The organism is Mesorhizobium temperatum (assembly GCF_002284575.1).
GTDB lineage: Bacteria > Pseudomonadota > Alphaproteobacteria > Rhizobiales > Rhizobiaceae > Mesorhizobium > Mesorhizobium temperatum.
The window spans coordinates 233,923-255,816 of record NZ_NPKJ01000019.1 but is presented as its reverse complement, the minus strand read 5'-3'; the positions used below and the strand labels follow the sequence as shown (position 1 = coordinate 255,816).

Here is a 21,894-nt window from a genome sequence, read left to right as displayed (position 1 = left end):
ATGGAGCTTGCCGTTGGGACTGGAGCAAGATGAGATTCTCCGCCGCCGAGTATGACCGCGGGCTGGAAGAGCCGAGCGATGTCAGGCGAGCTTCCTGAGAAGGAAAACATCGTTGCTCGCCATGTCGTTCAGTGAGCACCTCAATACTAACTGAAGTTCCAGTTCTTGAACACTGCGGACGCTGACAGAAAGTCCATCCATAGAAAGCCGCTCCAGAATATCCATTCCGTAACGGCGAAGGTGGTCTTCCTGATAGTAGACCCGCACGCGTTCGGAAGTTGGGAGGTCGCCTTCGATGGTTTTAGATCCCCAAAGAGGTACCTGAATCACGGCGATGCCGTTTGGGGCGAGGATACGGCTGATTTCGCTCAGAGCCCTTCGGTCATCAGGGACGTGTTCTAGAACGTGCGAGCACCAGATGAGATCGTAGGTGTTGTCCTCAAACGGCATGTCTTGAATGTCAACCTTATGCATAACTTGCGGATCCATAAGATCGGCAGTGTGGTACTCAGTGCAACTTCGCTGGAGCCATTTCTGGATCTCTGGTTCGGGAGCGAAGTGCAGAATTTTATCTATCTTGGCCGGGAGGGAATCCTTCAGAAGGATGTAAGCTAGCCTGTGACGCTCCGCGGACCAGCATGATGGGCATCGAGCGTCAAACCGGAAGAATGGACCAGGTTTACCGGCAGAAAATTGGAATCCCGTCCACCCACACAAGGGGCAATGCCTGTGTTCACGAACCTTGCTCAACCCTCTCAGCGTCGCAGCATGTGTCCGATTAAGGGCCACGATTTGAATCCGTCTCAACGTCGATTGAAGACTTCTCATGAGGACCTCCCGCAAGCTACGCCGCTCGCACTTTGACACTTGAGTCGGCGACAATAAAGGAATTGCTTGCAGCGTTTTGCTGAGATTTCACGCCAATCCCGCTAACCATCAAGCTGTCGCACATTAGGAAGGCCAGACTTGCACGCGGCCATTAGGCAGTGATGATGTGGTTGCGCCATTCCGGACCTACACGGTGGGCGGTCGTATCTTGCCCGAACGGTGCCGGCAGATCTGCACCGATCTTAGGACGGACACGTGTGTGTGGCGGATAACGGCTTCGGGTCATGGGCGTGAGTTCGACCGAGGGTGAGCGAACTTCCGCAAAGGCAAAGGGGTCGTCAGCGGAATGGCCGCTTGTCGGTAACCTCGTCCCGGAAGCGGCCAGTCCGCTCCCGGCCCAGAGCCGCCACGGCGCTTACGCCATAATGGCCAAAGCGTCCGCGAAGAAGCTTTCGCCGCCGAAATTTCCAGATTTAAGAGCCAACACCATGTCGCCGTGGCGACTTCCGATACTGTGCAAGACGGGCACGCCCGCAACGATCTCCTGCCCGAGTTGAAATGCGGGAATTGCAAGCCGGTCAACCACTGCGCCGGATGTCTCTCCACCCGCGACGATCAGCCGACGCACGCCCCGTTCCACCAGGCCTTCGGCAATCGCCGCGAGGGATCGTTCAATGACCTGGCCGACCGCGTCGCGTCCGTAGCGAGTTTGCAGCCTTGATACATCATCCGGATTGGAGCTGCTGGCGATGATGACGGGAGTTCGGGCCATCCGCTCGGCCGCCCAATCGAGGGCAAGCTGTGCCTCGTCCCGCCCGTTCATAAGCTTTTCCGGATCGAGCCGCAGGACGGGCATTGTCTGCTCGGCGTTGGCGATCTGTTTCAAGGTCGCCTGCGAGCAGCTTCCGGCAAGAACAGCTGCTGGTCCTGCGACCGGCTTGCCGTAAACAGCGGTCCTCTGGTGGCGACGTACGGTGCCCGCTGCGATCAGGCCGCGGGCAAGACCCAATCCCAAACCCGAGGCTCCGATCGACAATCGCTGACGAAGCGCCGCCGCGCCAATTGCTTCGAGGTCGCTCTCGAACACGGCATCGGTGATGGCCGCTCCGTCCCCATCGGAGGCCAGCCGTGCCAGCAGGTAGGCGACAGTATGCCCATATCGGCCGTTCACAACGGGCGACACCATTTCCCGAAAGCGGCGAGCCGTTGGCTTCCAAGGCCGCGCGTCATCGGCATCCTTTTTAAGTCCCAAGGAACACTGTTGCCGCCCATCTAGCCGTCTTATCGGTATCGGCGAAGCCGCTGATCTGTGCTAAGCCGCCGCCCGAATAGCCAAAGGAGTACACCCGTGAGCGAGCCGACCGTGGCCGAGGCGACCGACAGCATCTATGCATCGCTCCGGGCGAACAATGCCGACATCGACGCACATATTGCGGCGCTCAAAGCAGCGCTGACGCGAGAGGGGATAGAACAAGCGGTGTTCGACCCGACCAGGCTGGCGCAGAACAACCGTTCGGGCCGCAAGCTAATGCAGGCTTATTTTCGGCAGCGCGGCGTGAGCGTGAGGTTTTCGGCCTCGTAGGGGCGCACGCTGAGGCGCCACGGCCCGCCGGCAATCATTGTGGTCCAGGATCCCGCGGGGAGTTCAGGCAAGTCCGCTTTGGCTTCTGTAGGCCGACATGCGACTTCCGGCCCCGCCGACGTCAAAGTACCTAGGAAATCGGCCGACAAATGGTCAATTCAATCACCTGCGCCGGCTGCCGAGTACATCAGCGACCGATTCGCCGCTTCTGGCCTTCGGATTGACCGGCTCAATCGCATGAATCTGCCGCCTTGAGCGCTTCGGCGCGGTCAGATTTGTCTAACGCTCCTATCCGTCGAACCGACGCGAAGAATCGTGGATAGTCGCCCGAACACAAATCGAACAAGCGGAGAAACGTCGCCACCCGATCGCCGTAGACGGAAGTCGCGGCGAGCTTCGCGTTGTTAATCGGAGAATCGAACCAGACATCGTATCCCCGGTATCCACGCCAGCGACTGTCGCGCATCTCTCGGTAGCGCATCCGCAGCCGTTCGATCGCGGCTATCTTTGCGGCCCGCTTCTGCTCAGAGGTAGCGCTGTCGTCATAGACGTGCCTTAGCTCGTCTCGGATCTGCGACACCAGCGCAAGAAATTGAGCTCTGCGCCTCCGGTCGGCTTCGTAACGGCGCAAACCGGCAGTATCCCCATTCGCGCGCAGCCATTTTCTTACACCGGTTGTTTCGACAGCGGCAGCGAACGCTTCGTTGAACGCGGAATCGTCCTGTATGTAGACGCGCTGGTGGGCCAGCTCATGGAACACCAGCCCTGCAAGACCCGCTTCATCTTGGCTGAGCATGGTGCTTAGCAGCGGGTCACTTGACCAGCCGAGCGTGGAATATGCAGTGATGCCCGTCACATAGACGTCCAGGCCCTGTCTCTGAAGTTCGACAGCGGTTTCAATCGCAGACCTTTTGGAAAAGTATCCTCGGTACGGAACGCATCCGAACACCGGAAAGCACCATGTTCGTGGCGTCAGCGAGAATTCCGGCGCTGCGAAGATGGCCCATGTCACCGCGTCCCGACCAACGTCAACATAGCTGCGGTAGCTATTGTTGTCCGGCAGCACTAGTTCATCTATCGCAAACTGTCGGATGGCGCTCGCCGATGCCATTCGAGCGCGCAATGTCCCAGGGGTCGAAGGATCGTCGATCAGCTCTCCGACATCCTGGCGCGCCGCCATGATCTCCACGTGACCCTTCAAGGATTGTGCGTAGTAGGAAATGCTGGTGCAACCTGCCACGCCGGACATCACGATCATCGCAGCAACCGAACGAAAAAAAGCATGCATCATGCCCACGGCATCGCTCACACGTCCGGAAAGGGCAAATGTCGCAACTACGCCCGGTCCCAAACAGTCGCGCCAATTTGGTTAAGGTCCTGGATGGGGTTTAGGTTAGACGTTCGTCCTCGGCAAGATTGTCACAATTCGGTCACTCGCCGCCAAATTGCCGAATGCCGGACACGGCGGACTGAAGCAACGCAGCATTTTCCACTTTGAGGCGAAGTAATTCTCAACTATGGTTCGCAAGGCTTTTGGCATGGGGGGGAATATTGCCGATGGTTTTATCACGCAGGGGTGTCGTGCTCGGCGGCCTGGCGCTGGTCGCGGTGGGTGCAACCAGCAATATTGCTCAAGCCGCGGCGGCAAAATCCTTTTTCGCCGGTACCGCCAGCGACAACAATTTTGTCTATCGCAAGACCAACTTCGCCAAGATCGACAAGAGATGGCATCGCCAGATCGTCAAGTATTTCAGCAGCGAGCCGGTCGGCACCGTCGTGGTCGATACCCGCCACCACTTCCTCTACGTCATCATGGAAAACAAGACCGCCATCCGCTACGGCGTCGGCGTCGGCAAGGACGGCTTCAAATGGTACGGCCGCGCGACGATCGACCGCCGCGCGCTGTGGCCGCAATGGGTCCCGCCCCCCGAAATGCGTAAGCGCAAGCCGGACCTACCGCACATGGTCGCAGGCGGCGCGTCCAACAATCCGCTCGGGCCGCGCGCGCTCTATCTGCACCGCAACGGCGCCGACACCGGCTACCGCCTGCATGGCACGCTGGAGCCATGGAGCATCGGCACCGACGCTTCCAGCGGCTGCATCCGCATGTTCCCGGAAGACATCATCGACCTCTACCAGCGCTGCCCGATCGGCACCGCGGTGCAGGTCCTGCCGCACATCGCCGACCAGGTGCCCGCTTCCACCACTGTCGAATGATTGGCGCCTTATGAACCGCATGATTGAAAACACGCGCCGGCTGCTCGCCGCCAGCCTGCTGGTGCTGGCCGCATCCTGCTCGACCAGCAACACGCTGGCCCCTTCCACGCCCGACATCACCAACACCGAGGTTGCCGGCTTCCAGAACGTGCAGCCGGGCAGCGAGGAGGATTTTATCCTCAATGTCGGCCGCCGCACCTATTTCACGCAAGGTTCGGCCGCGCTCGATTCTGTCGCCAAGGCCACCCTTGACACCCAGATCGCCTGGTTAGCAAAGCATCCGCGCTGGCTGCTCAAGCTGCAGGGTTTCGCCGACGATCCCGGCGCAAGTGAAACGGCGCTGTCGCAGCAGCGCGCCGATGCGGTGATGGACTACCTCGCCGCCGGCGGCATAGACCGCAACCGCATGTGGGCCAAGGGCTACGGCAAGGACAGGCTCGTCCGCGACTGCCCCGACACCGCCTGCAGGTCGCAGAACCGCCGCGTTGTGTCTAATTTGCGCGATGAGAGGGACGAGCCGTAGGGGGCTGCTGTTCTGCTTGTGACCCGAAGCAGAGTCTCACACGCGACGGCGGCATGGCTGCTTTGCGCCGATGACGGCCGTTACAAAGATCTTGTCCATTCACCAAAAGCGGATATCACTAGTGCCGAGGCAACAGGCGGCTTTGCGCCGCATATCGGTCATACGAGTGATTTGGTTGCGCACCAAAAGCAGACATCGCGTGCGGAGAGCCGCTCGTCGCCGTCGCCGGAGGCTGGCAGCACCGCACGAAGAAGGTTTCGGCGGTGCGATCCGTGCCGCCACCGGGCCCGGGGCGCGGCAATCGGCGCTGTCGCAGCCGGCGCCTCCGGTGATGGTGTCGACCAAGGCCTTTATGACGAAATTGGAGAAGCGCCCGCTCATGCGGCCATCACCAGCCGCGGATCGAGGTCGAGGCTCCCCATCCAATCGGCCCATGATTTCACGAAATGCAGGAAGGCCTCCTCCGTCGTGACAACCACACGGTATGTCCGCAGCACGCGGAGTACTTTGTCCGCCTTTCGCTTCTTGATGGTGTTGGCGTCATCAGACAAGGGGTGCCGGCCTTGCTCATCCGTCCAGCTTCGCACTTCTTCAACCGCGTTCACGATACGAGATTGCCGCCACGCCGCGGCGTCAGGGCAGGCAAGCTCTACCGCTACTATGTTAGCCAATCGGTACTGAAGCACGGTGCTGGCGCATGCCCGGTTGGGCGCCTGCCAGCGGCCGAGGTCGAGGCAGCCGTCATTGATCAGTTGCGAATCCTCCTCCGCTCGCCCGAAATCATCGTCGCCACCTGGAAGGCAGCACGCCTCACGGACGCCGGCATCAGTGAAAGCGAGGTGAGGGCGGCGCTGCTCGACCTTGATCCGCTCTGGAATGAACTCTTCCCCGCCGAGCAGGCGCGCATTGTCCAGCTGCTGGTCGAGCGCGTGGACGTGACAATGGACAGCCTTTCCATGCGCCTGCGCACCGAGGGGTTGGCCGGTCTTGCGGCCGACCTTAACCAGCGTCACGATGTCAGGAGCGCCGCGTGATGTCCGATGCTGAGCTCAGCGGCAACGCAAGCATCATCACCATTGAGGTTCCGCTGACGCTTTCGCAAGCGGGGAGAACGCAAGCTGATCGTCGCGCCGCTTGGCCAGGAACAATGGGCCTCTGCTCGGCCCCGCGTCGACAACACGCTCGTTAAAGCAATTGCCCGCGCCTATCGCTGGCATCAGATGCTGAAGCAGGGCGCCTACGCGAGCGCCGAGGATATCGCCAAGGCAGAGAAAATCAGCGCCTCATACGTCAATCGTCTCTTACAACTGACGCTGCTTTCTCCGGCAATCGTCGAGACGGTGCTCGACGGGCACCAACCAGCCACGATGACCACTGCTGATCTACTTCAGCCCGTACCGGCGCAATGGCGCACGCACAAAGTGCGCTGCTATGTTAGGTCCGCTTTTGCGCCTGATACCGGTCATTGAGGGTGCCTTTGGCGCTTCCTGAAAGCCGACTTCCAAACGACCACGCTGGCCGACGTGTTTGCGCCATTTCAGGGCTTTCGCCGACACAGCAGTGGAGGTCTCGTTAGGGGTGGGTGAGCGGATCTTCGTAGCGATTTGCTTTGTTTCCGTCGCGGGTTGGTTGGCATACACACGCTTTAGGATTGCCGCTTCAAGCTCTGATCCGGGCGCGTTACCCTACCGGCTCGTTGTGCGGGAGGGACTGATATTGACTCTATGGCCCAGCAGCAGTGGCGGCTGGAGGGGCAGCGCCGCGAACTCTACGAGCGCTACTGTTATGACGGCAGGAACGAAGAAGCAGCAGTCATGGACCGAAGCTATGCCTTCAATCACGCCCAGCATGGCGCGGACATCGGCGAACTCCGGCGAAGAGTTTGCCAGCGGAGATCAGCGCAAGATGTCCGACAGGCTCTCGGGCTTCTTCTCGCCAAGCGACAGATCAAGGCCCGACAGCAGGTCGACGAGATGACTTCGCATCAGGTCGGACGCGTCTTTTGCGTCGTGTTTTTCGATGGCATCGACAAGGGCGTGATGGGCCTGGCTTTCGCAGGTGGTGTCGCGGCGGCGCCAGTAAAGCGCGATGATCAGCGACGACCGCGACAGCAGGTCTTTGACGAAGCCGGTTAGGATCGAATGGCCGGCGATTTCGGCGATCCCGACGTGGAATTTTGCCGACAGCATGATGGCGTCGCTGTCGCGGCCGGCATGCAGGGCCTCATGCTCTTTTTCGAGATGAAGCCGCAGTTGCGCGATCTCGGCCGGCTTTGCCACGTCGGCGGCAAGCGCCGCGACCTTGGGCTCGATCAGCGCCCGCGCTTCGAACACCTCGCGCGCTTCCTGCTTAGTCGGCTGGGCGACGAACGCGCCGCGGTTCGGCTCGAGCCGGGCCAAGCGGTCATGCGACAGCGCCTGCAGCGCCGCGCGTATCACCGCGCGGCTCACCGAATAGATCGAGGCGAGTTCGTCCTCGGGTAGTTTTGTGCCCGGTGCGAGGCGGTGGCTGACGATGGCGTCGCGCAGGCCGGCATAGACCGGAAACCAGCGCATCGCCGGCTTGCCGTCCCGTGTCTTTGGTCGAAGCAGGTCCATCGTCTCATTGTCCCAGCGGCCGGATCGCATAGCGGCGCGAACACCGCGCTTCAGGCCGGACATCGAACATCCTGTGCGGGAATGTCAACAAATTTGCACGCATCAGGATGCACGGCCGGAGGGCGAGAAGGGCGCAAAGATTCCGGCGAAGGATTTTTCGAGTGGAACCTGGTAGCCGCCGCGCTTCGAGGTCGACAGGCCAAGGCCGACGAGGCTCTCGCAGAGTTTAACCGCGCAGGCGACGCCGTCGAGCACGGGAAGGCCATGTTCGCGGCTGAGCGCGGCGGCGAGATCGGCCATGCCGGCGCATCCCAGCACAATCGCTTCGGCCCGGTCGTCGCGGATGGCGCACTCGATCTCCTCAGAAATTCGATGGCGGGCGTTGGAGCCGAGCACTTCGAGCTCCAGAACGGGAACGTCGCTTGCCCGCACCCTGGCGCAACGGCTGGCGAGGCCGTAGCGCACCAGATTGTGCTCAATCGCCGGCACCGAACGCGACAGCGTCGTCACGACGCTGAACCTGCCGGCAATCAGGCTCGCCATATGAAACGCCGCTTCGCCGATGCCGACCACCGGCATCTCCCCGACGCAGCGCGCTGCGTCTAGGCCGGTGTCGTCGAAGCAGGCGATGACGCAGGCGCTCGCCGCCGGATGTTTCTGGATCTCGCCGATCATTCCCGGGATGGCGAAGACCTCGTCGAAATAGCCTTCAACGCTCGGCGGCCCATCCTTCGGATTGATCGCGATGATCCTGGTGCCGGCCGAAGCCGCGCCGCGTGCCGCCTCGCCGATCTTCTCGGTCATGGACGCGGTGGTGTTGGGATTGACGACGAGTATGTCCATTTGCGCTTTCATATTTCGCCGCCGAGATAGAGTTTCTTGACCCGGTTGTCGCCAAGCAGCTCAGCCGAATCTCCCGCCAGCGCGATCTTTCCGGTCGTCAGTGCGTAGGCGCGCTGCGAGATGCGCAGCGCCATGCGCGAATTCTGCTCGACCAGCAGCACGCTGACCTTTTCGTCGCGGTTGATCGCGACGATCGAGCGGGCGATGTCCTGCACGAGCTTCGGCGCGACGCCGAGCGAGGGTTCGTCGAGCAAGAGCAGCTTCGGCTTGGCCATCAGCGCCCGCCCGATCACCAGCATCTGCTGTTCGCCGCCGCTCATCGTGCCCGCCATCTGCGAATAGCGTTCCTTCAGGCGCGGAAAACGCCCGAGCACCATGTCCAGCGTCATGGCGATGTCGGCCTTGTCGGTGCGGGTGAATGCGCCCATCATCAGATTGTCGCGCACGGTCATGTAGGAAAAGACGCGCCGGCCCTCCGGCACCATGGCGATGCCCATCCTGACCAGCTCGTCCGGCCGCGTTTTGTCGATGCGACGGCCCTGGAAATGGATCTCGCCGCTGCGGACCTTTTTCAGGCCGGTGATGGCGCGCAGGACTGACGATTTGCCCGCACCGTTCGCACCGATCAGCGCTACCGTCTCGCCCTCGTTGACGTTCAGCGACACGCCCTTCAGCGCATAGACGTGGTCGTAGTAGAGTTCGACATTGGAGACGTTCAGCAGTTCGGTCATGGCTAAAATCCGATCGTCTCGTCTTCGGCGCCCAGATAGGCTTCGATGACCTTTTCGTTCTCTTGGATTTCTTTCGGCGTTCCCTCGGCGATTTTGACGCCGAAGTTCAGGACGACGATACGGTCGGAAATGTTCATCACGGCAGGCATGTCGTGCTCGACGAGTAGCACGGTCACGCCGCGTTTGCGGACGCCGCGCACCATTTCCACCGCACGCACGGTTTCGTCGTGGTTCATGCCGGCAAAGGGTTCGTCGAGCAGGAGCACGGTCGGGTTGGTGGCGAGGCCGATGGCAATCCCCAGCGCGCGCAGATGGCCGTGCGGCAGCGTGCTGGCGATCTCATGCCGTTGCGCGCCGAGATCGAGGAAGTCGATGATCTCGTCGGCGGATCGCCCGAATTCAGCCTCGTCGCGCCGCGCTGTATTCGTGCCGAGATAGAAGCCGGCAAGGGTGGCATTGGAACGCAGGTGATGCGCGATGATGACGTTGTCGCGCACGGTCATGCTTTTGAAGATCGTCGTCTCCTGGAATGTGCGCACGACGCCCTTCCGGGCGACGATATGCGGCGCGAGACCTGAAATCCGCTGTCCGCGAAACAGCACCTCGCCGGAGGTCGGACTGAGGAAAGAGGAAATCAGCTTGAACAACGTCGATTTGCCGGCGCCGTTGGGACCGATCACGGAGAGGATTTCGCGTTCTCGGACGGCGAAGGAAACATTGTTGACCGCGACCAGCCCGCCGAAGCGTTTGGTCACTGCCTTGATCTGGAGAAGCTCAGTCATGGTCCTAGCCCTGCTTCTTGCCGAACAGCCGGAGGCTGAGCAGGCCGTTGGGAAGGAACAGCATCAGCGCGATCAGCACCGACGAGAAGATCAGCAACTGGAACTCGCCGGTCTCGAACAGGAAATCCCAGCCGAAATAGAGCACGAAGGTGCCGATCATCGGCCCGAAGACGTAGCTGAGCCCGCCGAGGAAGCAGTTCAGCATGAAGTTCACCGAGTCGGTGACCGTAAAGCTGGACGGATAGATCGACTGCGAGATGGCGACAAACATCGCGCCGCCGAGACCGCCGAGGAACGAGGAGATGGCGTAGGCGATGACGCGCAGATAGGCGATGTTGACGCCGATCGAGGAGGCCAGTTCCTCGTTCTGCTGCAGAGACTGGCAGAGCTTGCCGATGCGCGAATGGACCAGGCGGTAAAGCCCGGCAAAGCACAGCACCATCAGCACCACGGAGACGAGATAGAACGCCGGGCGCGGATTGGCGAGCGTCGCGAAATCGGGAAGGATGGTCAGGCCGAAGATCGAAATGCCGCCGGGGAGCGGAATGCTCACCATGCCCTTGGCGCCGTTGGTGATCGGCAGCGCCAGCGCCAGCAGCCGTGCAACTTCGGTCAAAACCAGCGTGACCATGGCGAAATAGACGCCGCGGAGCCTGAGGATGGGCAGTCCGATCAGCACGCTTGCAGCGGCGCAGAACAGCCCGGCCAGCGGCAGTGTCAGCCAGAACGACACACCGTACTGGACAACAAGGATGGCCGAAACATAGCCGCCCATAAGCGCGAAGGCACCCTGGCCGATATTGATGCGGCCGATGTAGAAGGTCACCCACACGCCGGCGCTGGCGATGCTGAGCAGCGCGACTGAGGTCAGCGTGTAGTAGAGATCGAGCCGACCGGTCGCCTCGATCAGCCAGGGCACGCCGATGAGTACGACCAGCAGGAAGACAGCGACGGCGAGGATGTTGCGTGTACGCTTCATGTCCATCATCCCCACGGCTTGCCCATGAGCCCGTTCGGGCGGATGCTGAGGAAGACCATCAGCGCGGCGAAGATGACGAGATAGGTGACGTCGCCATAGTGGCGTAGCACCGTCAGGCCGACCGATTCCATCATGCCGAGGATGAAGCCGCCGGCGATCGCTCCGCTGACGACGCCGGCCCCACCGATCATCACCATCAAGAACGCCTTGATCGAGATCGGCCCGCCGATGCCCGAATTGACGCCCGTGGTGGCGACCAGCAGCCCGCCGACTATGCCGGCAAGCATGGCGCCAAGCGCAAAGCCGATCATCGAATAGCGGTCGACCTCGACGCCCATAAGCTGCGCCGCGACCCGGTCCTGCGCCAGCGCCCGCATGGCGCGTCCCGGCTTGCTATACTGCATGAAAAGCACGAAGGATGCGATGAAAAGTATGGCGAGAGCGCCGACCAGCAGCCGGTCGTAAGGCATTATGAGGCTGTCGGAGGCGAAGACGCCGTTGACGATCTTCGGCACGCCGCGCTGCTTTTCACCGAACAGGAGAAGGATCACGGCGTCGAGGAAGAATGCGACCGCCGCCGCGAGAAGCATCGTACTTTCCTCCCGCACGCTTCGCTTGATCACCGTTCTGAAAAGGAATTTCTCGACCAGCGCTCCAATGACCAGCAGCGTGATCCCGGACGCGACGAGCGCGACGACGAAAGGCATGCCGAGCTGGCCATAGACGGTGTAGGTGACGAAGCCGCCGAGAACGTACATCTGCCCATGGGCAAAGTTAAGCACGTTCATCAGCGCGAAGATCAGGGTCAGACCGAGCGCGATCAAGGCGTATTGCGCGCCAAGATAGAGCCCGTTAGCGATGACTTGTTCCATCAGGATGGTTCCGGCCGTTCAGAGGCTCAAGACGAATGCACGAGAGCCTCTGCGGCAATCCGCTTCAGTGCAGTTGCGTCAATCGACTTGAGCGACGAAGAGCGTCTCGAACTTGCCGTCGCGGTATTCCGTGACCACCATCGGGACCGAAAGCTGGCGCTTCTGGCCGAACGACGTCATTCCGACATAGGTCAGCTTGGCATCGTCCTTCAGGTAGGGATTGGGCGCCGAGAAAGTGTCGATCGTCTTCTTGAATTCCTCGACATTGTCGATCGCGGCCGGGTTCGCCTTCAGCGTCTCGATGATGTATTCGAGCGCGTAGACCTTGGTGTTGGACTCGTCATTGTATTCGCCAAACATTTTCGTATAGCGGTCGACGAATTCCTTCATCGTGTCGGACGCGATTTCGGGCGTCGATGCGCCGCCGACCGAGAGGAAGCCGTTGGCCAACTCGCCCGCGCCCTCCTCCAGCACCTTGGCATCCTGCGCCGTTTCGGTGGAGATCAGGCCTTCGTAGCCGAGCTCGCGCGCGGCGCGGATCAGCAGCGGCGCATTGCCGGGCGCGACACCCGAAAGCACCAGCAGGTCCGGTTTTTGCAAAACGATCGGCGTCAGTACCGGCGTGAAATCGCGGGTATCGTTTTGGTAGACATCCGTGGCAGCCACAACCTCGAGCCCGAGCGCCTTTGCCGCGGCAACACCGCCATCCCGCTGGCTCAGCGGATCGGATTCGTTGGCGGCGACAAAGGCAACTTTCTTCACGCCCCTGTTTTCCATGAGATATTTGTAGATCGCCGGAGCTGACTGGTAGTTGGCGATCATGCCGAGCACGGCGTTAGACGCCGGCGGGGTGTAGAGTTCCTTCGGGAACGCGTAGGGAAAATAGATGATGCCCTTGGATTCAGCCACGGGACGCACCGCTGCCGCGCCGTCGTCGACATTCGGACCGACGACATAGTGGATGCCCTCCTGGGCCATCTTCTCCATGCCGGCGATCGCCCGCTTCGGGTCCTTCTGGTCGTCGAAGGTGACGATTTTGATGTCGTAGGTCTCGTCACCAATCTTCACACCGCCGGTTTCGTTGATCCAGGCGGCGCGCGTCTGCATCGAGCGGACGTTGGATGTGCCCCACGCAGCGGCCGCGCCACTCGTCACGCCGACAAAGCCGATCTTGAGTTCCTTGTTGGCGGCGTGCACCGTGATTGTGCCGCCCGCCATGATTGCCAGCGCGGAGACGGCGCCGCGCGCCGCGGATGTGATTATTGAACGTCTGTTGATCATTGTTCTTTCCCCTTTGGAGGCCGCGCATTGTTGCGACAGAACTCGACCGATACGCGGACTTTTGTGAGTGAAGGCTCAAATCAATAACCTGTCAACAAAACTTTTTCAGATTGTTGACAATCTTGTGAGCGGTCGTAGATGAAGAACGCAAAGATTCGAATCGGCGTCGAATTCGGGCCAGTGGTGGCGGGAACCATCGGGCACGGCAACGCGTGTTCGATCTCTAGGCGACACTATTAATGTGGCTTCCCGCATCGCAGCCATACCAGCCCCCCGGGACGGTGGCGGCCAGCGGGGCCACTTAGCATTGCATTCGCGCCCGCGGCCGCGGGCGCTCCCTCGGCCGCGTAGAAATAAAGGGGAAGGGCGGATCGAACCGGAACGATCTTAGCCACCGCCATGTCCATCGTTGGGCTCGGCTATCAGGCTGCGACCGTTCTCGACCAGCGGCAAAGGTCCGGTTCCGAGGTCGCTTAAGACCGCTTCAAGGTCCGGATTGGAGTCAGGATTTGCCCATCGTCTACCCTCGGGCAAAGTCTCGATTGGGTCAGGTTAGGACCGAGCCTGCGCCGAGCTGAATGTCTGCTCACTTACATCTCACACTAGAAGCCGCCCGTCCGCTTTCGGCGCCCAAGGCTGGCGGGCGGCAATGCGCCCCTTCCTGGACATTACCAAAGCAAGACCACGGGTAATTCTGACCCACTTCCCGAACTGCATGGCCTTCGCCTCGCTGGAATGTCTAACGCGACTCCGTCATGATCTCCCAGCCCTGTCGATCGACGCTGCCCCAAGCCCGTGGTGCCGACGCAGGTGATGAGGGCAGGCTAGATCAGTGCAGCGGATCCACCCGGCGACTTTCCTTTTTGCGGCTCGAGCCTTGCGCGACATGGGTGACGGCTTCGTGGCCGTTCTGTTGCCGGTCTATCTCCTCGCATTAGGCTTTGCACCTCTGCAGGTCGGCGTCATCGCGACCGCGTCGCTTCTCGGTTCCGCGCTCTTGACCATCGGTTTCGGACTCCTTGGCGCCCGGTACGATCACCGCCAACTCCTGCTTGCCGCCGCAAGTCTGATGGTCGCCACGGGTGCGGCCTTTGCTGTGGTCCACGACTACGCGCTGCTTTTGGTGATCGCGTTCGCAGGCACAATCAACCCATCGGCCGGCAGCGTCAGCGTCTTCGTGCCCTTGGAGCATGCCGCGCTCACACGTGAGGTCACTGACGCCGCGCGGACCAAGATGTTCGCGCGTTACAGCCTTGTGGGTGCGCTCGCAGGCGCCGTTGGCGCGCTCGCTTCGGCAACCCCTGATCTTCTGGCTCCAGTCGGCCTCGACCAACTCACCGGTATCAAGGCGATGTTCGTGCTCTATGCATTGCTCGGCCTGTTCGGGGGCCTCCTTTATGCGCGGATCCCGCGGCGCCGTCCGACGTCGGACGCCGGCACCGCGTCCGCGCTCGGGCCCTCGCGCAATATTGTTTTCAAGCTTGCGGCACTTTTTAGCCTTGATGCTTTCGCCGGCGGCTTTGTCGTCCAGTCGCTGCTTGCCCTATGGCTTTTCGAAAAATTCGACCTGTCGCTCTCGGAAGCGGGCTTTTTCTTCTTTTGGTCGGGCGTACTTTCGGCGTTCTCATTCCCCGTTGCAGCTTGGCTGTCTCGGCACATCGGACTCATCAACACGATGGTGTTCACACATATTCCGTCCAGCCTGGCCCTGATGCTGGCGGCGCTTGCGCCGACGCTCCCTCTGGCGCTCGCTTTGCTGCTGATTCGCGCCGCACTTTCGCAGATGGATGTGCCCACGCGCTCTTCCTACGTGATGGCGGTTGTCACCGAGGTGGAGCGGGCAGCCGCCGCGAGCTTCACATCGGTCCCGCGCAGCCTGGCCGCCGCAGCCAGTCCCGCGCTGGCGGGCGCTCTGTTCGCTGCCTCGTTCCGGGCTTGGCCCCTCCTCATCTGCGGTGCACTGAAGATCGCTTACGATCTGCTGCTGCTGATGCAGTTTCGGCACCTCAAGCCGCCGGAGGAACGGTGATGCAGCCGCACCGGTTTGGGGTGTTTGACCAGGATGGGTCAATCGCGAAGGAAAACGTTGGAACGGTTGTCGATCACTTCCGGCTGTCGCGGAGCGCGAAATGTCGCCTCGCTTCCTCATGACATTGTCTGCCGCACTTTATCTGACATCATCGGTGTTTGCCGGGGCAGGATCACCCGTTCCGTCGAACGTCTACTATCGAGCGTGGAAAAGCCGCTGCAGAAGCCCCCATCGGGTCAGACCCAGACATCACACCAGCCGACCTAAACGTCTGCTTTAGCAGGGCGGTTCTTGAAAGCTGCCTGACCGGAATCGGCCCAGAGCTGCCACGGCGCTTACGCCATAATGGCCAAAGCGTCCGCGAAGAAGCTTTCGCCGCCGAAATTTCCAGATTTAAGAGCCAACACCATGTCGCCGTGGCGACTTCCGATACTGTGCAAGACGGGCACGCCCGCAACGATCTCCTGCCCGAGTTGAAATGCGGGAATTGCAAGCCGGTCAACCACTGCGCCGGATGTCTCTCCACCCGCGACGATCAGCCGACGCACGCCCCGTTCCACCAGGCCTTCGGCAATCGCCGCGAGGGATCGTTCAATGACCTGGCCGACCGCGTCGCGTCCGTAGCGAGTTTGGAGCCTTGATACATCATCCGGATTGGAGCTGCTGGCGATGATGACGGGAGTTCGGGCCATCCGCTCGGCCGCCCAATCGAGGGCAAGCTGTGCCTCGTCCCGCCTGTTCATAAGCTTTTCCGGATCGAGCCGCAGGACGGGCATTGTCTGCTCGGCGTTGGCGATCTGTTTCAAGGTCGCCTGCGAGCAGCTTCCGGCAAGAACAGCTGCTGGTCCTGCGACCGGCTTGCCGTAAACAGCGGTCCTCTGGTGGCGACGTACGGTGCCCGCTGCGATCAGGCCGCGGGCAAGACCCAATCCCAAACCCGAGGCTCCGATCGACAATCGCTGACGAAGCGCCGCCGCGCCAATTGCTTCGAGGTCGCTCTCGAACACGGCATCGGTGATGGCCGCTCCGTTCCCATCGGAGGCCAGCCGTGCCAGCCGCTCGACGATCGCCTCCGCGCCGCGCGCAACAATTGCGAGATCGACGAGTCCAACCGCCGCAGCACTCTGCCGAGCCAGAACGCGGACCAGGTTGGCATCGTGCATGGGGTTGAGCGGATGATCCTTAAGGGGGCTTTCGTTGAGCGGCGCCGCACCGACGAACAGATTGCCCTGATAGACGGTGCGACCGGTCTGCGGAAAGGCCGGCGTCACCAGCACCGTTGTTTCACCGGCATCGGCGCGCAAGGAATCGAGCACCGGGCCGATATTGCCCTTGTCGGTCGAATCGAAGGTGGAACAGATCTTGTACATGACATGATCGGCGCCGCGCTCGCGCAGCCAGCGATCAGAGGCACGGGCACGTTCGACCGCCTCAGATGCGGCGATCGACCGAATCTTAAGCGAAACGACGATCGCATCGACTTCGGGCAAAGCCAGGTCGTCCGTGGGAATTCCGATGGTCTGGATCGTACGCAGACCCTCTTTGGCCAGCGTGTTCGCCAGGTCCGAGGCACCGGTGTAATCGTCCGCGATGCAGCCGAGCGAGAGCGTCATGTTAGAGCTCCACGCTTGGCACCTGAAATTGGGCGCTGGCGCTCGCCGGTATAGGGAGCGAGCCAGCTGAGCCCGTCGAGCGTCTTGCTGCTCGGCCGGTATTCGCAGCCGACAAAGCCGGCATATCCTAGCCGGTCCAGCTCGTCGAAAATGAAGTGATCATTGAGTTCCCCGGTCGCCGGTTCATGCCGCGATGGCACGCTGGCGATCTGGATGTGACCAATGAGCGGCATCACCCGCCGAAGCGCCATGGTGACGTCACCATGCATGATCTGGCGATGGTAGATGTCGAACTGCAGCTTGAGATTGGGTAGCGCCAGGTCGCGGACGAGAGCTTCAGCGAAGCCGAAGTCGTTGAGGAAGTAACCCGGCATGTCACGGCCGTTGATCGGCTCGATCAAGAGATCGATGCCTCGGTCGGCGAGTTTCCCGGCCGTCCAGACGATGGCCTTCCGGTAGGCCTCGACAGCTTCCTTGTCGTCGCGAGAGGCAATCCCCGACATGAGATGGAGGCGCTTGACGCCGGTCGCCTCTGCGTAAGAGAGCGCTGCTTCAACGCCGACCCGGAGCTCGTCGAACCGTCCCGGCAGGGAGGCCAGCCCACGCTCGCCGCCAGCCCAGTTGCCGGGCGGCAGGTTGAACAGGACCTGGCATAGACCATTCTTTGCGAGGCGTTCCGCGATCGCATCGGGTCTATGCTCGTAAGGGAAAAGGAACTCGACCGCTTCGAAGCCGGCATCGGCGGCGGCAGCGAACCGGTCGAGGAACGGCCATTCGTTGAACATCATGGTGAGATTGGCGGCGAAGCGGGGCATTGGCTGGGTCCGGTCCTGGTCAGGTTTGCGGTTCGCCGGGCAAGTCGGTGCCCGTGATCCGTGCGTAGAGTCGGGCGACCGAGGCATCGTCATCGCGCCCCATCCCGGCCGCCGAGGTCATCAGGAACATCTGCAGCGCTGCGGCCGCCACCGGCACGGGGAACTTGGCGCTGCGCGCCATATCCTGGATGATACCGAGATCCTTGACGAAAATGTCGACGGCGCTGCGTGGGGCATAGTCGCCGTCAAGCACGTGCGGAACGCGGTTCTCGAACATCCATGAATTGCCGGCCGAGGCGGTGATGACCTCATAGACCTTGCGAATATCGAGCCTTTGCCGAGCGGCAAAGGCGACGGCTTCGCTCGCTGCCGCGATATGCACACCGGCGAGCAACTGGTTTATCATCTTGAATGCCGCGCCGACGCCCGGTTCATCTCCAAGCTCATAAAGCTTGGCTGCCATCGAGTCGAGTGCGGGCCGCGCCTTGGCAAAGGCGGCAGCGCTGCCGGAGGCCAGAACGGTGAGGGCACCTTCCGCCGCGCGTACCGACCCGCCACTGATTGGCGCGTCGAGATAGAGCCGTCCGGTGGTTTCCAGCCGGGCGGCCAGATTGCGTGCAACGTCAGGATCCATGGTGGCTGAGGAGACGAACACCGCGCCCTCCGGCAGGGTTTCGGCCACCCCATCGGCGCCAAAGAGGATCGCTTCGGTCTGCGCCGCATTAACGACGACAGAAACCACGACGTCCGCAGCTTGGGCGGCTTGGGCGGGGGTTTGTGCCCCCCGCCCGCCGTTGGCGACAAAACGCGCCACCATCTGGTCGTTGACGTCGAAGCCCGTCACCTCGAACCCGGCGCGGCGAAGCGACGTCGCCATGCCGAACCCCATCGAACCGAGGCCGATAACCGCGACCCGCAGTGTGGCTGCAGCTGGGATATCCTTCTGCTCGTCGTTCATGGTCATAATGGAAACTCCCTGCATGAGGCGGTTCGGCTAGCGGTTGACCAGTTTGGGCGGGACTGTCAGCACCAGGATCGCGCCGATCACCAGGATTGCGGCCAGGGCGTACATGCCGACCTGGGTCGTTCCGGTCAGATCTTTGAGATAGCCAACCAGATAGGGGCTGACGAAGCCGGCGAGATTTCCGACCGAATTGATGAGCGCAATACCAGCCGCAGCACCAGTTCCGCCGAGGAACGCTGTGGGCAGTGACCAGAACAGCGGCGCACACGTGATCGCACCGGCTGCGGCCAGCGACAGAAAGGCAATCGCGATGGTGGGATCGGGCGAGGTGGCTGCTACCACGAAGCCGATTGCTCCAAAGAGAGCGGGAACCACCAGGTGCCAGCGGCGCTCGCGATATCTGTCGGCGCTGCGGCCAAAAAAGTTCATGGCGATCACAGCGCAGATAAACGGGATCGCGCTGATCAGTCCGATGTTGAGGTTGCCGGCGACGCCCGTCGTCTTGACCAGCGTGGGCATCCAGAACGTCAATCCGTACTGGCCCATCACGAAGCAGAAATAGATGAGACACATCAGCCAGATCCGGGGATCGCGGAAAATGCCGGCGACGGAGTGTGAGCGTTCCTTGCCGTGCTCTTCCTGGGCGATCTCTCGCTCGATTGCCTGCTTCTCCGCTTCACTCAGCCACTTGGCGTGACGGATGCCGTTGTCAAGGAAGAAAAAGACTGCGATGCCGAGCAGGATTGCGGGAACGGCTTCGATCAGGAACATCCACTGCCAGCCAGCAAGACCGTTGCTGCCATGGAACGAATCCATGATCCAGCCGGAAAGCGGATTGCCGAAAATCCTGGAGATGGGGATCGCGGACATGAATATCGCGATGATCTTGGCGCGGCGGTGCGAGGGGTACCAATAGGTGAGGAAGAGGATGATGCCGGGTAGAAACCAGCCTCGGCGACACCGAGCAGGAAGCGCAGCAGGTAGAACATTGGGGCAGATGCAGTGAACATGAAACCGGCTGAAATCAGGCCCCAGGTGATCATTATGCGGGCGATCCAGACGCGTGCCCCTACTTTGTGCAGGATGACGTTGCTCGGGACCTCGAACAGGAAATAGCCGATGAAGAAGATGCCGGCGCCAAGGCCGTAGACGGTTTCACTGAAGGCAAGGTCGGTCGACATCTGCAGCTTGGCAAAGCCGACGTTGACCCGATCGAGATAGGCAACGACATAACACAGCATCAGAAACGGCACGATGCGCCAGAAAACTTTGCTGTAGGCAATCCTTTTGATGTCGTCTTCTGCTCCGGCCTCAGCCGGAAGCGTCGGGGTGAGTATCGTCATCTGTTTCCTCCATAACGTAGCGGTGGTCCCTCAGGTCTCACGCCCTAGCTGAATTTTGGCAGCGCTTGCATAGCCCAATAACACGAGAATGGCAGCGCTGCCAAACGATAAATGGCAGCGCTGCCAAATTTTGTTGAGTGCGGCGCTTGAATGTGACAAAAGAAGCGTCAGGAACTAGAGTCGTACCGACGCATCGAGCCGAGAAACCGGAATGCAGAGCGAAGCAGGAGACGGTACGCAAACCGGCGCGATGATAACCCTCACTGACGTTGCGCGCGCGGCTGGCGTCGGCGAAAGCACCGCTTCGCGCGTGTTGCGCGGGCATGGTTCCTTCTCAACCAAGACACGCGAGAGTGTACTCACTGCCGCGCGGAGCCTCGGTTATGTGCCAAACCGGATCGCGGGAACCCTGGCCTCCATGGGGTCCAAGCTAGTCGGCGTCGTCATTCCTTCGCTAAGCAATATCGTCTTTCCGGATGTGCTGCGCGGCGCCAATACGGTACTGGTCGGCGCCGGCTTCCAACCTGTCGTCGCGGTGACCGACTACGATCCGGAGCGGGAGGAGAGCGTCGTCGAGTCACTCCTCAGCTGGCGTCCAGCCGGGATGATGGTAGCGGGGCTCGAGCACACCGAGCGCACCGGCGCCATGCTTCGGAACGCCCGCATCAGAGTGGCCGAATTGCTCGATACCGATGGCGAGGGCATCGACATCGTGGTGGGCTTTTCCAACCGCAAGGCAGGCCGGGTAAGCGCTCAGCATTTGATGTCGCGCGGGTATCGCTGCATCGGCTACGTCGGCCACGACCTCAGCCTGGACCTTCGCGCGGCCAAGCGCTTCGCAGCGTTTCGCGCGGCCCTGGGCGAAGCCGGGCTGAGCGTCATTGGAGAAGAAATCATTCCTGCCGCATCCTCGATCGAAGCCGGGCGCGACGGGCTGGCTCGATTGCTGGAGCGTTGTCCCGATCTGGATGCGGTTTACTTCTCCAACGACGACATGGCGATCGGCGGCTATTTCCACTGTCTCGCTCGCGGCATCACGATACCCGACCGGCTGGCGATCTTCGGCTACAACGGTCTCGATGTAGCCAGGAGTGCGCCGCAGCCGCTTTCGACCATCCTGACGCCGCGAGTGACCGTCGGTGAGATCGGAGCACGGCTCGTCTGCTCCGACGGACCATCCGCGGTGGTCGATATAGGGTTCGAGCTGATTGAAGGGGCGACGACGTGACTGAGACCAAGCTGAGGGACGATATCTGCCGCTTCGGACGTTCATTGTTCGAGCGCGGGCTGACGCCGGGATCATCAGGCAATATCAGCCTGCGGCTCGATGATGGCGGCTGGCTGGTCACACCCACCAATGCCTCGCTAGGATTCCTGGATCCTGCCCGAATTTCCCGCCTCGATGCGCACGGTAGGCTGACCTCTGGCGATGCGCCGACCAAGGAAATTCCGTTGCATACTGCGCTCTATCAGACGAGGGCAGAGGCGCGCGCCATTGTGCACTTGCACTCGACCCACGCAGTCGCCCTTTCCATGCTGCCGGAAATCGATCCTAAGGCAGTGCTGCCGCCGATGACGCCCTACTATCTGATGCGCGCCGGACAAACCGCGCTGGTGTCCTACCATCGGCCAGGCGACCCGGCGGTTGTCGCTGCGATCAAGGGCCTTGCCGGGCGCTACTCCTCGGTGCTGCTGGCAAACCACGGTCCCGTGGTCGCGGGCGAAACGCTCGAGGCCGCCGTATTCGCTACCGAGGAGCTGGAAGAAACCGCAAGGCTCTATCTGCTGTTACGCGGCCTCAACCCCCGCTACCTGTCGCCGGAACAGGTCGCCGATTTGGTGCGGGTTTTCGGGATATCCTTGCCGGAGCAAGACGAGCACCATCATTAGCATAC

The 21,894-nt window shown here is 61.4% G+C and carries 21 protein-coding genes and 2 pseudogenes; 8 read left to right on the top strand and 15 right to left on the bottom strand.

The genetic code is table 11. The features are described 5' to 3' along the window. Window positions 1-81 precede the first annotated feature (81 nt). Window positions 82-828 (bottom strand): methyltransferase domain-containing protein, encoded by a 747-nt coding sequence (locus tag CIT26_RS38445; protein WP_095491562.1) that lies wholly within the window; start codon window positions 826-828, stop codon window positions 82-84. Window positions 829-1,243: 415 nt separating this feature from the next. After that, window positions 1,244-1,963: pseudogene (locus CIT26_RS05220) on the bottom strand (four-carbon acid sugar kinase family protein); the annotation flags it as partial. Window positions 1,964-2,176: 213 nt separating this feature from the next. Between CIT26_RS05220 and CIT26_RS05215 the strand changes: the two are divergent. After that, window positions 2,177-2,410 carry a hypothetical protein gene (locus tag CIT26_RS05215; protein ID WP_095491560.1) on the top strand — a complete coding sequence of 78 codons (234 nt, stop codon included), beginning with the start codon at window positions 2,177-2,179 and terminating at the stop codon, window positions 2,408-2,410. A 229-nt stretch (window positions 2,411-2,639) separates the two neighbouring features. Here the strand turns inward: CIT26_RS05215 and CIT26_RS05210 are convergent, their stop codons facing one another. Further along, entirely contained in the window at window positions 2,640-3,719 is a 1,080-nt protein-coding gene (locus CIT26_RS05210) for an aminopeptidase (RefSeq protein WP_342586984.1), read from the bottom strand. A gap of 248 nt (window positions 3,720-3,967) precedes the next feature. Here CIT26_RS05210 and CIT26_RS05205 point away from each other — a divergent pair, with 248 nt between their 5' ends. After that, window positions 3,968-4,627: a L,D-transpeptidase gene (locus CIT26_RS05205; protein ID WP_095491559.1), complete on the top strand. Its 660-nt coding sequence runs from the start codon at window positions 3,968-3,970 to the stop codon at window positions 4,625-4,627. A 10-nt stretch (window positions 4,628-4,637) separates the two neighbouring features. After that, the gene (locus tag CIT26_RS05200; protein ID WP_095491558.1) at window positions 4,638-5,150 is read left to right on the top strand and encodes an OmpA family protein; all 513 of its coding nucleotides are present in this window, start codon (window positions 4,638-4,640) and stop codon (window positions 5,148-5,150) included. A gap of 377 nt (window positions 5,151-5,527) precedes the next feature. On the opposite strand, the gene CIT26_RS37000 is transcribed toward CIT26_RS05200, so the two are convergent. Further along, on the bottom strand, window positions 5,528-5,755 hold the full coding sequence (locus tag CIT26_RS37000; protein ID WP_206072723.1) for a hypothetical protein: 228 nt from the start codon (window positions 5,753-5,755) through the stop codon (window positions 5,528-5,530). A 9-nt stretch (window positions 5,756-5,764) separates the two neighbouring features. Here CIT26_RS37000 and CIT26_RS05195 point away from each other — a divergent pair, with 9 nt between their 5' ends. Both CIT26_RS05195 and CIT26_RS37355 read left to right on the top strand, forming a co-directional pair. Then, window positions 5,765-6,184: a zinc ribbon domain-containing protein gene (locus CIT26_RS05195; protein WP_095491659.1), complete on the top strand. Its 420-nt coding sequence runs from the start codon at window positions 5,765-5,767 to the stop codon at window positions 6,182-6,184. Between the two features lie 186 nt (window positions 6,185-6,370). Further along, entirely contained in the window at window positions 6,371-6,619 is a 249-nt protein-coding gene (locus tag CIT26_RS37355) for a hypothetical protein (RefSeq protein WP_245319106.1), read from the top strand. Between the two features lie 426 nt (window positions 6,620-7,045). Here the strand turns inward: CIT26_RS37355 and CIT26_RS05185 are convergent, their stop codons facing one another. The 7 genes from CIT26_RS05185 to CIT26_RS05155 all read right to left on the bottom strand — a co-directional run bounded on the left by CIT26_RS05185 (window position 7,046) and on the right by CIT26_RS05155 (window position 13,235). Further along, the gene (locus CIT26_RS05185) at window positions 7,046-7,747 is read right to left on the bottom strand and encodes a GntR family transcriptional regulator (protein WP_095491658.1); all 702 of its coding nucleotides are present in this window, start codon (window positions 7,745-7,747) and stop codon (window positions 7,046-7,048) included. Window positions 7,748-7,849: 102 nt separating this feature from the next. After that, on the bottom strand, window positions 7,850-8,590 hold the full coding sequence (locus tag CIT26_RS05180) for an aspartate/glutamate racemase family protein (RefSeq protein ID WP_095491657.1): 741 nt from the start codon (window positions 8,588-8,590) through the stop codon (window positions 7,850-7,852). An 8-nt stretch (window positions 8,591-8,598) separates the two neighbouring features. Continuing rightward, window positions 8,599-9,321, bottom strand: coding sequence for an ABC transporter ATP-binding protein (locus CIT26_RS05175; RefSeq protein ID WP_095491557.1), 723 nt, complete (start codon window positions 9,319-9,321; stop codon window positions 8,599-8,601). A 2-nt stretch (window positions 9,322-9,323) separates the two neighbouring features. After that, the gene (locus CIT26_RS05170) at window positions 9,324-10,103 is read right to left on the bottom strand and encodes an ABC transporter ATP-binding protein (protein ID WP_095491556.1); all 780 of its coding nucleotides are present in this window, start codon (window positions 10,101-10,103) and stop codon (window positions 9,324-9,326) included. A 4-nt stretch (window positions 10,104-10,107) separates the two neighbouring features. Further along, window positions 10,108-11,082 (bottom strand): branched-chain amino acid ABC transporter permease, encoded by a 975-nt coding sequence (locus tag CIT26_RS05165; protein WP_095491656.1) that lies wholly within the window; start codon window positions 11,080-11,082, stop codon window positions 10,108-10,110. Window positions 11,083-11,087: 5 nt separating this feature from the next. Next, window positions 11,088-11,954, bottom strand: a complete 867-nt coding sequence (locus CIT26_RS05160; protein WP_095491555.1) for a branched-chain amino acid ABC transporter permease — start codon at window positions 11,952-11,954, stop codon at window positions 11,088-11,090. A 78-nt stretch (window positions 11,955-12,032) separates the two neighbouring features. Next, window positions 12,033-13,235 carry an ABC transporter substrate-binding protein gene (locus tag CIT26_RS05155; protein WP_095491554.1) on the bottom strand — a complete coding sequence of 401 codons (1,203 nt, stop codon included), beginning with the start codon at window positions 13,233-13,235 and terminating at the stop codon, window positions 12,033-12,035. An 886-nt stretch (window positions 13,236-14,121) separates the two neighbouring features. Here CIT26_RS05155 and CIT26_RS05150 point away from each other — a divergent pair. Then, the gene (locus tag CIT26_RS05150) at window positions 14,122-15,264 is read left to right on the top strand and encodes an MFS transporter (protein ID WP_342586987.1); all 1,143 of its coding nucleotides are present in this window, start codon (window positions 14,122-14,124) and stop codon (window positions 15,262-15,264) included. A 335-nt stretch (window positions 15,265-15,599) separates the two neighbouring features. Here the strand turns inward: CIT26_RS05150 and otnK are convergent, their stop codons facing one another. The 4 genes and pseudogenes from otnK to CIT26_RS05130 form a co-directional block, all read right to left on the bottom strand. Then, the gene (otnK, locus tag CIT26_RS05145; protein WP_095491552.1) at window positions 15,600-16,877 is read right to left on the bottom strand and encodes a 3-oxo-tetronate kinase; all 1,278 of its coding nucleotides are present in this window, start codon (window positions 16,875-16,877) and stop codon (window positions 15,600-15,602) included. Continuing rightward, the gene (gene otnI, locus CIT26_RS05140; RefSeq protein ID WP_095491551.1) at window positions 16,874-17,692 is read right to left on the bottom strand and encodes a 2-oxo-tetronate isomerase; all 819 of its coding nucleotides are present in this window, start codon (window positions 17,690-17,692) and stop codon (window positions 16,874-16,876) included. Before otnI ends, otnK begins: the two co-directional genes overlap by 4 nt. Before the next feature lie 19 nt (window positions 17,693-17,711). Beyond that, window positions 17,712-18,656: an L-threonate dehydrogenase gene (ltnD, locus tag CIT26_RS05135; RefSeq protein WP_245319103.1), complete on the bottom strand. Its 945-nt coding sequence runs from the start codon at window positions 18,654-18,656 to the stop codon at window positions 17,712-17,714. A 30-nt stretch (window positions 18,657-18,686) separates the two neighbouring features. Further along, a pseudogene (locus CIT26_RS05130) lies at window positions 18,687-19,999 on the bottom strand (MFS transporter). Window positions 20,000-20,210: 211 nt separating this feature from the next. Here CIT26_RS05130 and CIT26_RS05125 point away from each other — a divergent pair. Together CIT26_RS05125 and otnC are read left to right on the top strand one after the other, a co-directional pair. Further along, window positions 20,211-21,227, top strand: a complete 1,017-nt coding sequence (locus CIT26_RS05125; RefSeq protein WP_095491550.1) for a LacI family DNA-binding transcriptional regulator — start codon at window positions 20,211-20,213, stop codon at window positions 21,225-21,227. Further along, a complete protein-coding gene (otnC, locus tag CIT26_RS05120) occupies window positions 21,224-21,889 on the top strand; it encodes a 3-oxo-tetronate 4-phosphate decarboxylase (protein ID WP_095491549.1) in 666 nt (221 codons plus the stop codon). Before CIT26_RS05125 ends, otnC begins: the two co-directional genes overlap by 4 nt. Window positions 21,890-21,894 lie beyond the last annotated feature (5 nt).

Coding starts and splice junctions, on each gene's coding strand:
- CIT26_RS38445 (WP_095491562.1), bottom strand. CDS start 828: ATGAGAAGTCTTCAATCGACGTTGAGACGGATTCAAATCGTGGCCCTT.
- CIT26_RS05205 (WP_095491559.1), top strand. CDS start 3,968: ATGGTTTTATCACGCAGGGGTGTCGTGCTCGGCGGCCTGGCGCTGGTC.
- CIT26_RS05200 (WP_095491558.1), top strand. CDS start 4,638: ATGAACCGCATGATTGAAAACACGCGCCGGCTGCTCGCCGCCAGCCTG.
- CIT26_RS37355 (WP_245319106.1), top strand. CDS start 6,371: ATGCTGAAGCAGGGCGCCTACGCGAGCGCCGAGGATATCGCCAAGGCA.
- CIT26_RS05185 (WP_095491658.1), bottom strand. CDS start 7,747: ATGGACCTGCTTCGACCAAAGACACGGGACGGCAAGCCGGCGATGCGC.
- CIT26_RS05180 (WP_095491657.1), bottom strand. CDS start 8,590: ATGGACATACTCGTCGTCAATCCCAACACCACCGCGTCCATGACCGAG.
- CIT26_RS05175 (WP_095491557.1), bottom strand. CDS start 9,321: ATGACCGAACTGCTGAACGTCTCCAATGTCGAACTCTACTACGACCAC.
- CIT26_RS05170 (WP_095491556.1), bottom strand. CDS start 10,103: ATGACTGAGCTTCTCCAGATCAAGGCAGTGACCAAACGCTTCGGCGGG.
- CIT26_RS05165 (WP_095491656.1), bottom strand. CDS start 11,082: ATGAAGCGTACACGCAACATCCTCGCCGTCGCTGTCTTCCTGCTGGTC.
- CIT26_RS05160 (WP_095491555.1), bottom strand. CDS start 11,954: ATGGAACAAGTCATCGCTAACGGGCTCTATCTTGGCGCGCAATACGCC.
- CIT26_RS05155 (WP_095491554.1), bottom strand. CDS start 13,235: ATGATCAACAGACGTTCAATAATCACATCCGCGGCGCGCGGCGCCGTC.
- CIT26_RS05150 (WP_342586987.1), top strand. CDS start 14,122: ATGGGTGACGGCTTCGTGGCCGTTCTGTTGCCGGTCTATCTCCTCGCA.
- otnK (WP_095491552.1), bottom strand. CDS start 16,877: ATGACGCTCTCGCTCGGCTGCATCGCGGACGATTACACCGGTGCCTCG.
- otnI (WP_095491551.1), bottom strand. CDS start 17,692: ATGCCCCGCTTCGCCGCCAATCTCACCATGATGTTCAACGAATGGCCG.
- ltnD (WP_245319103.1), bottom strand. CDS start 18,656: ATGACCATGAACGACGAGCAGAAGGATATCCCAGCTGCAGCCACACTG.
- CIT26_RS05125 (WP_095491550.1), top strand. CDS start 20,211: ATGCAGAGCGAAGCAGGAGACGGTACGCAAACCGGCGCGATGATAACC.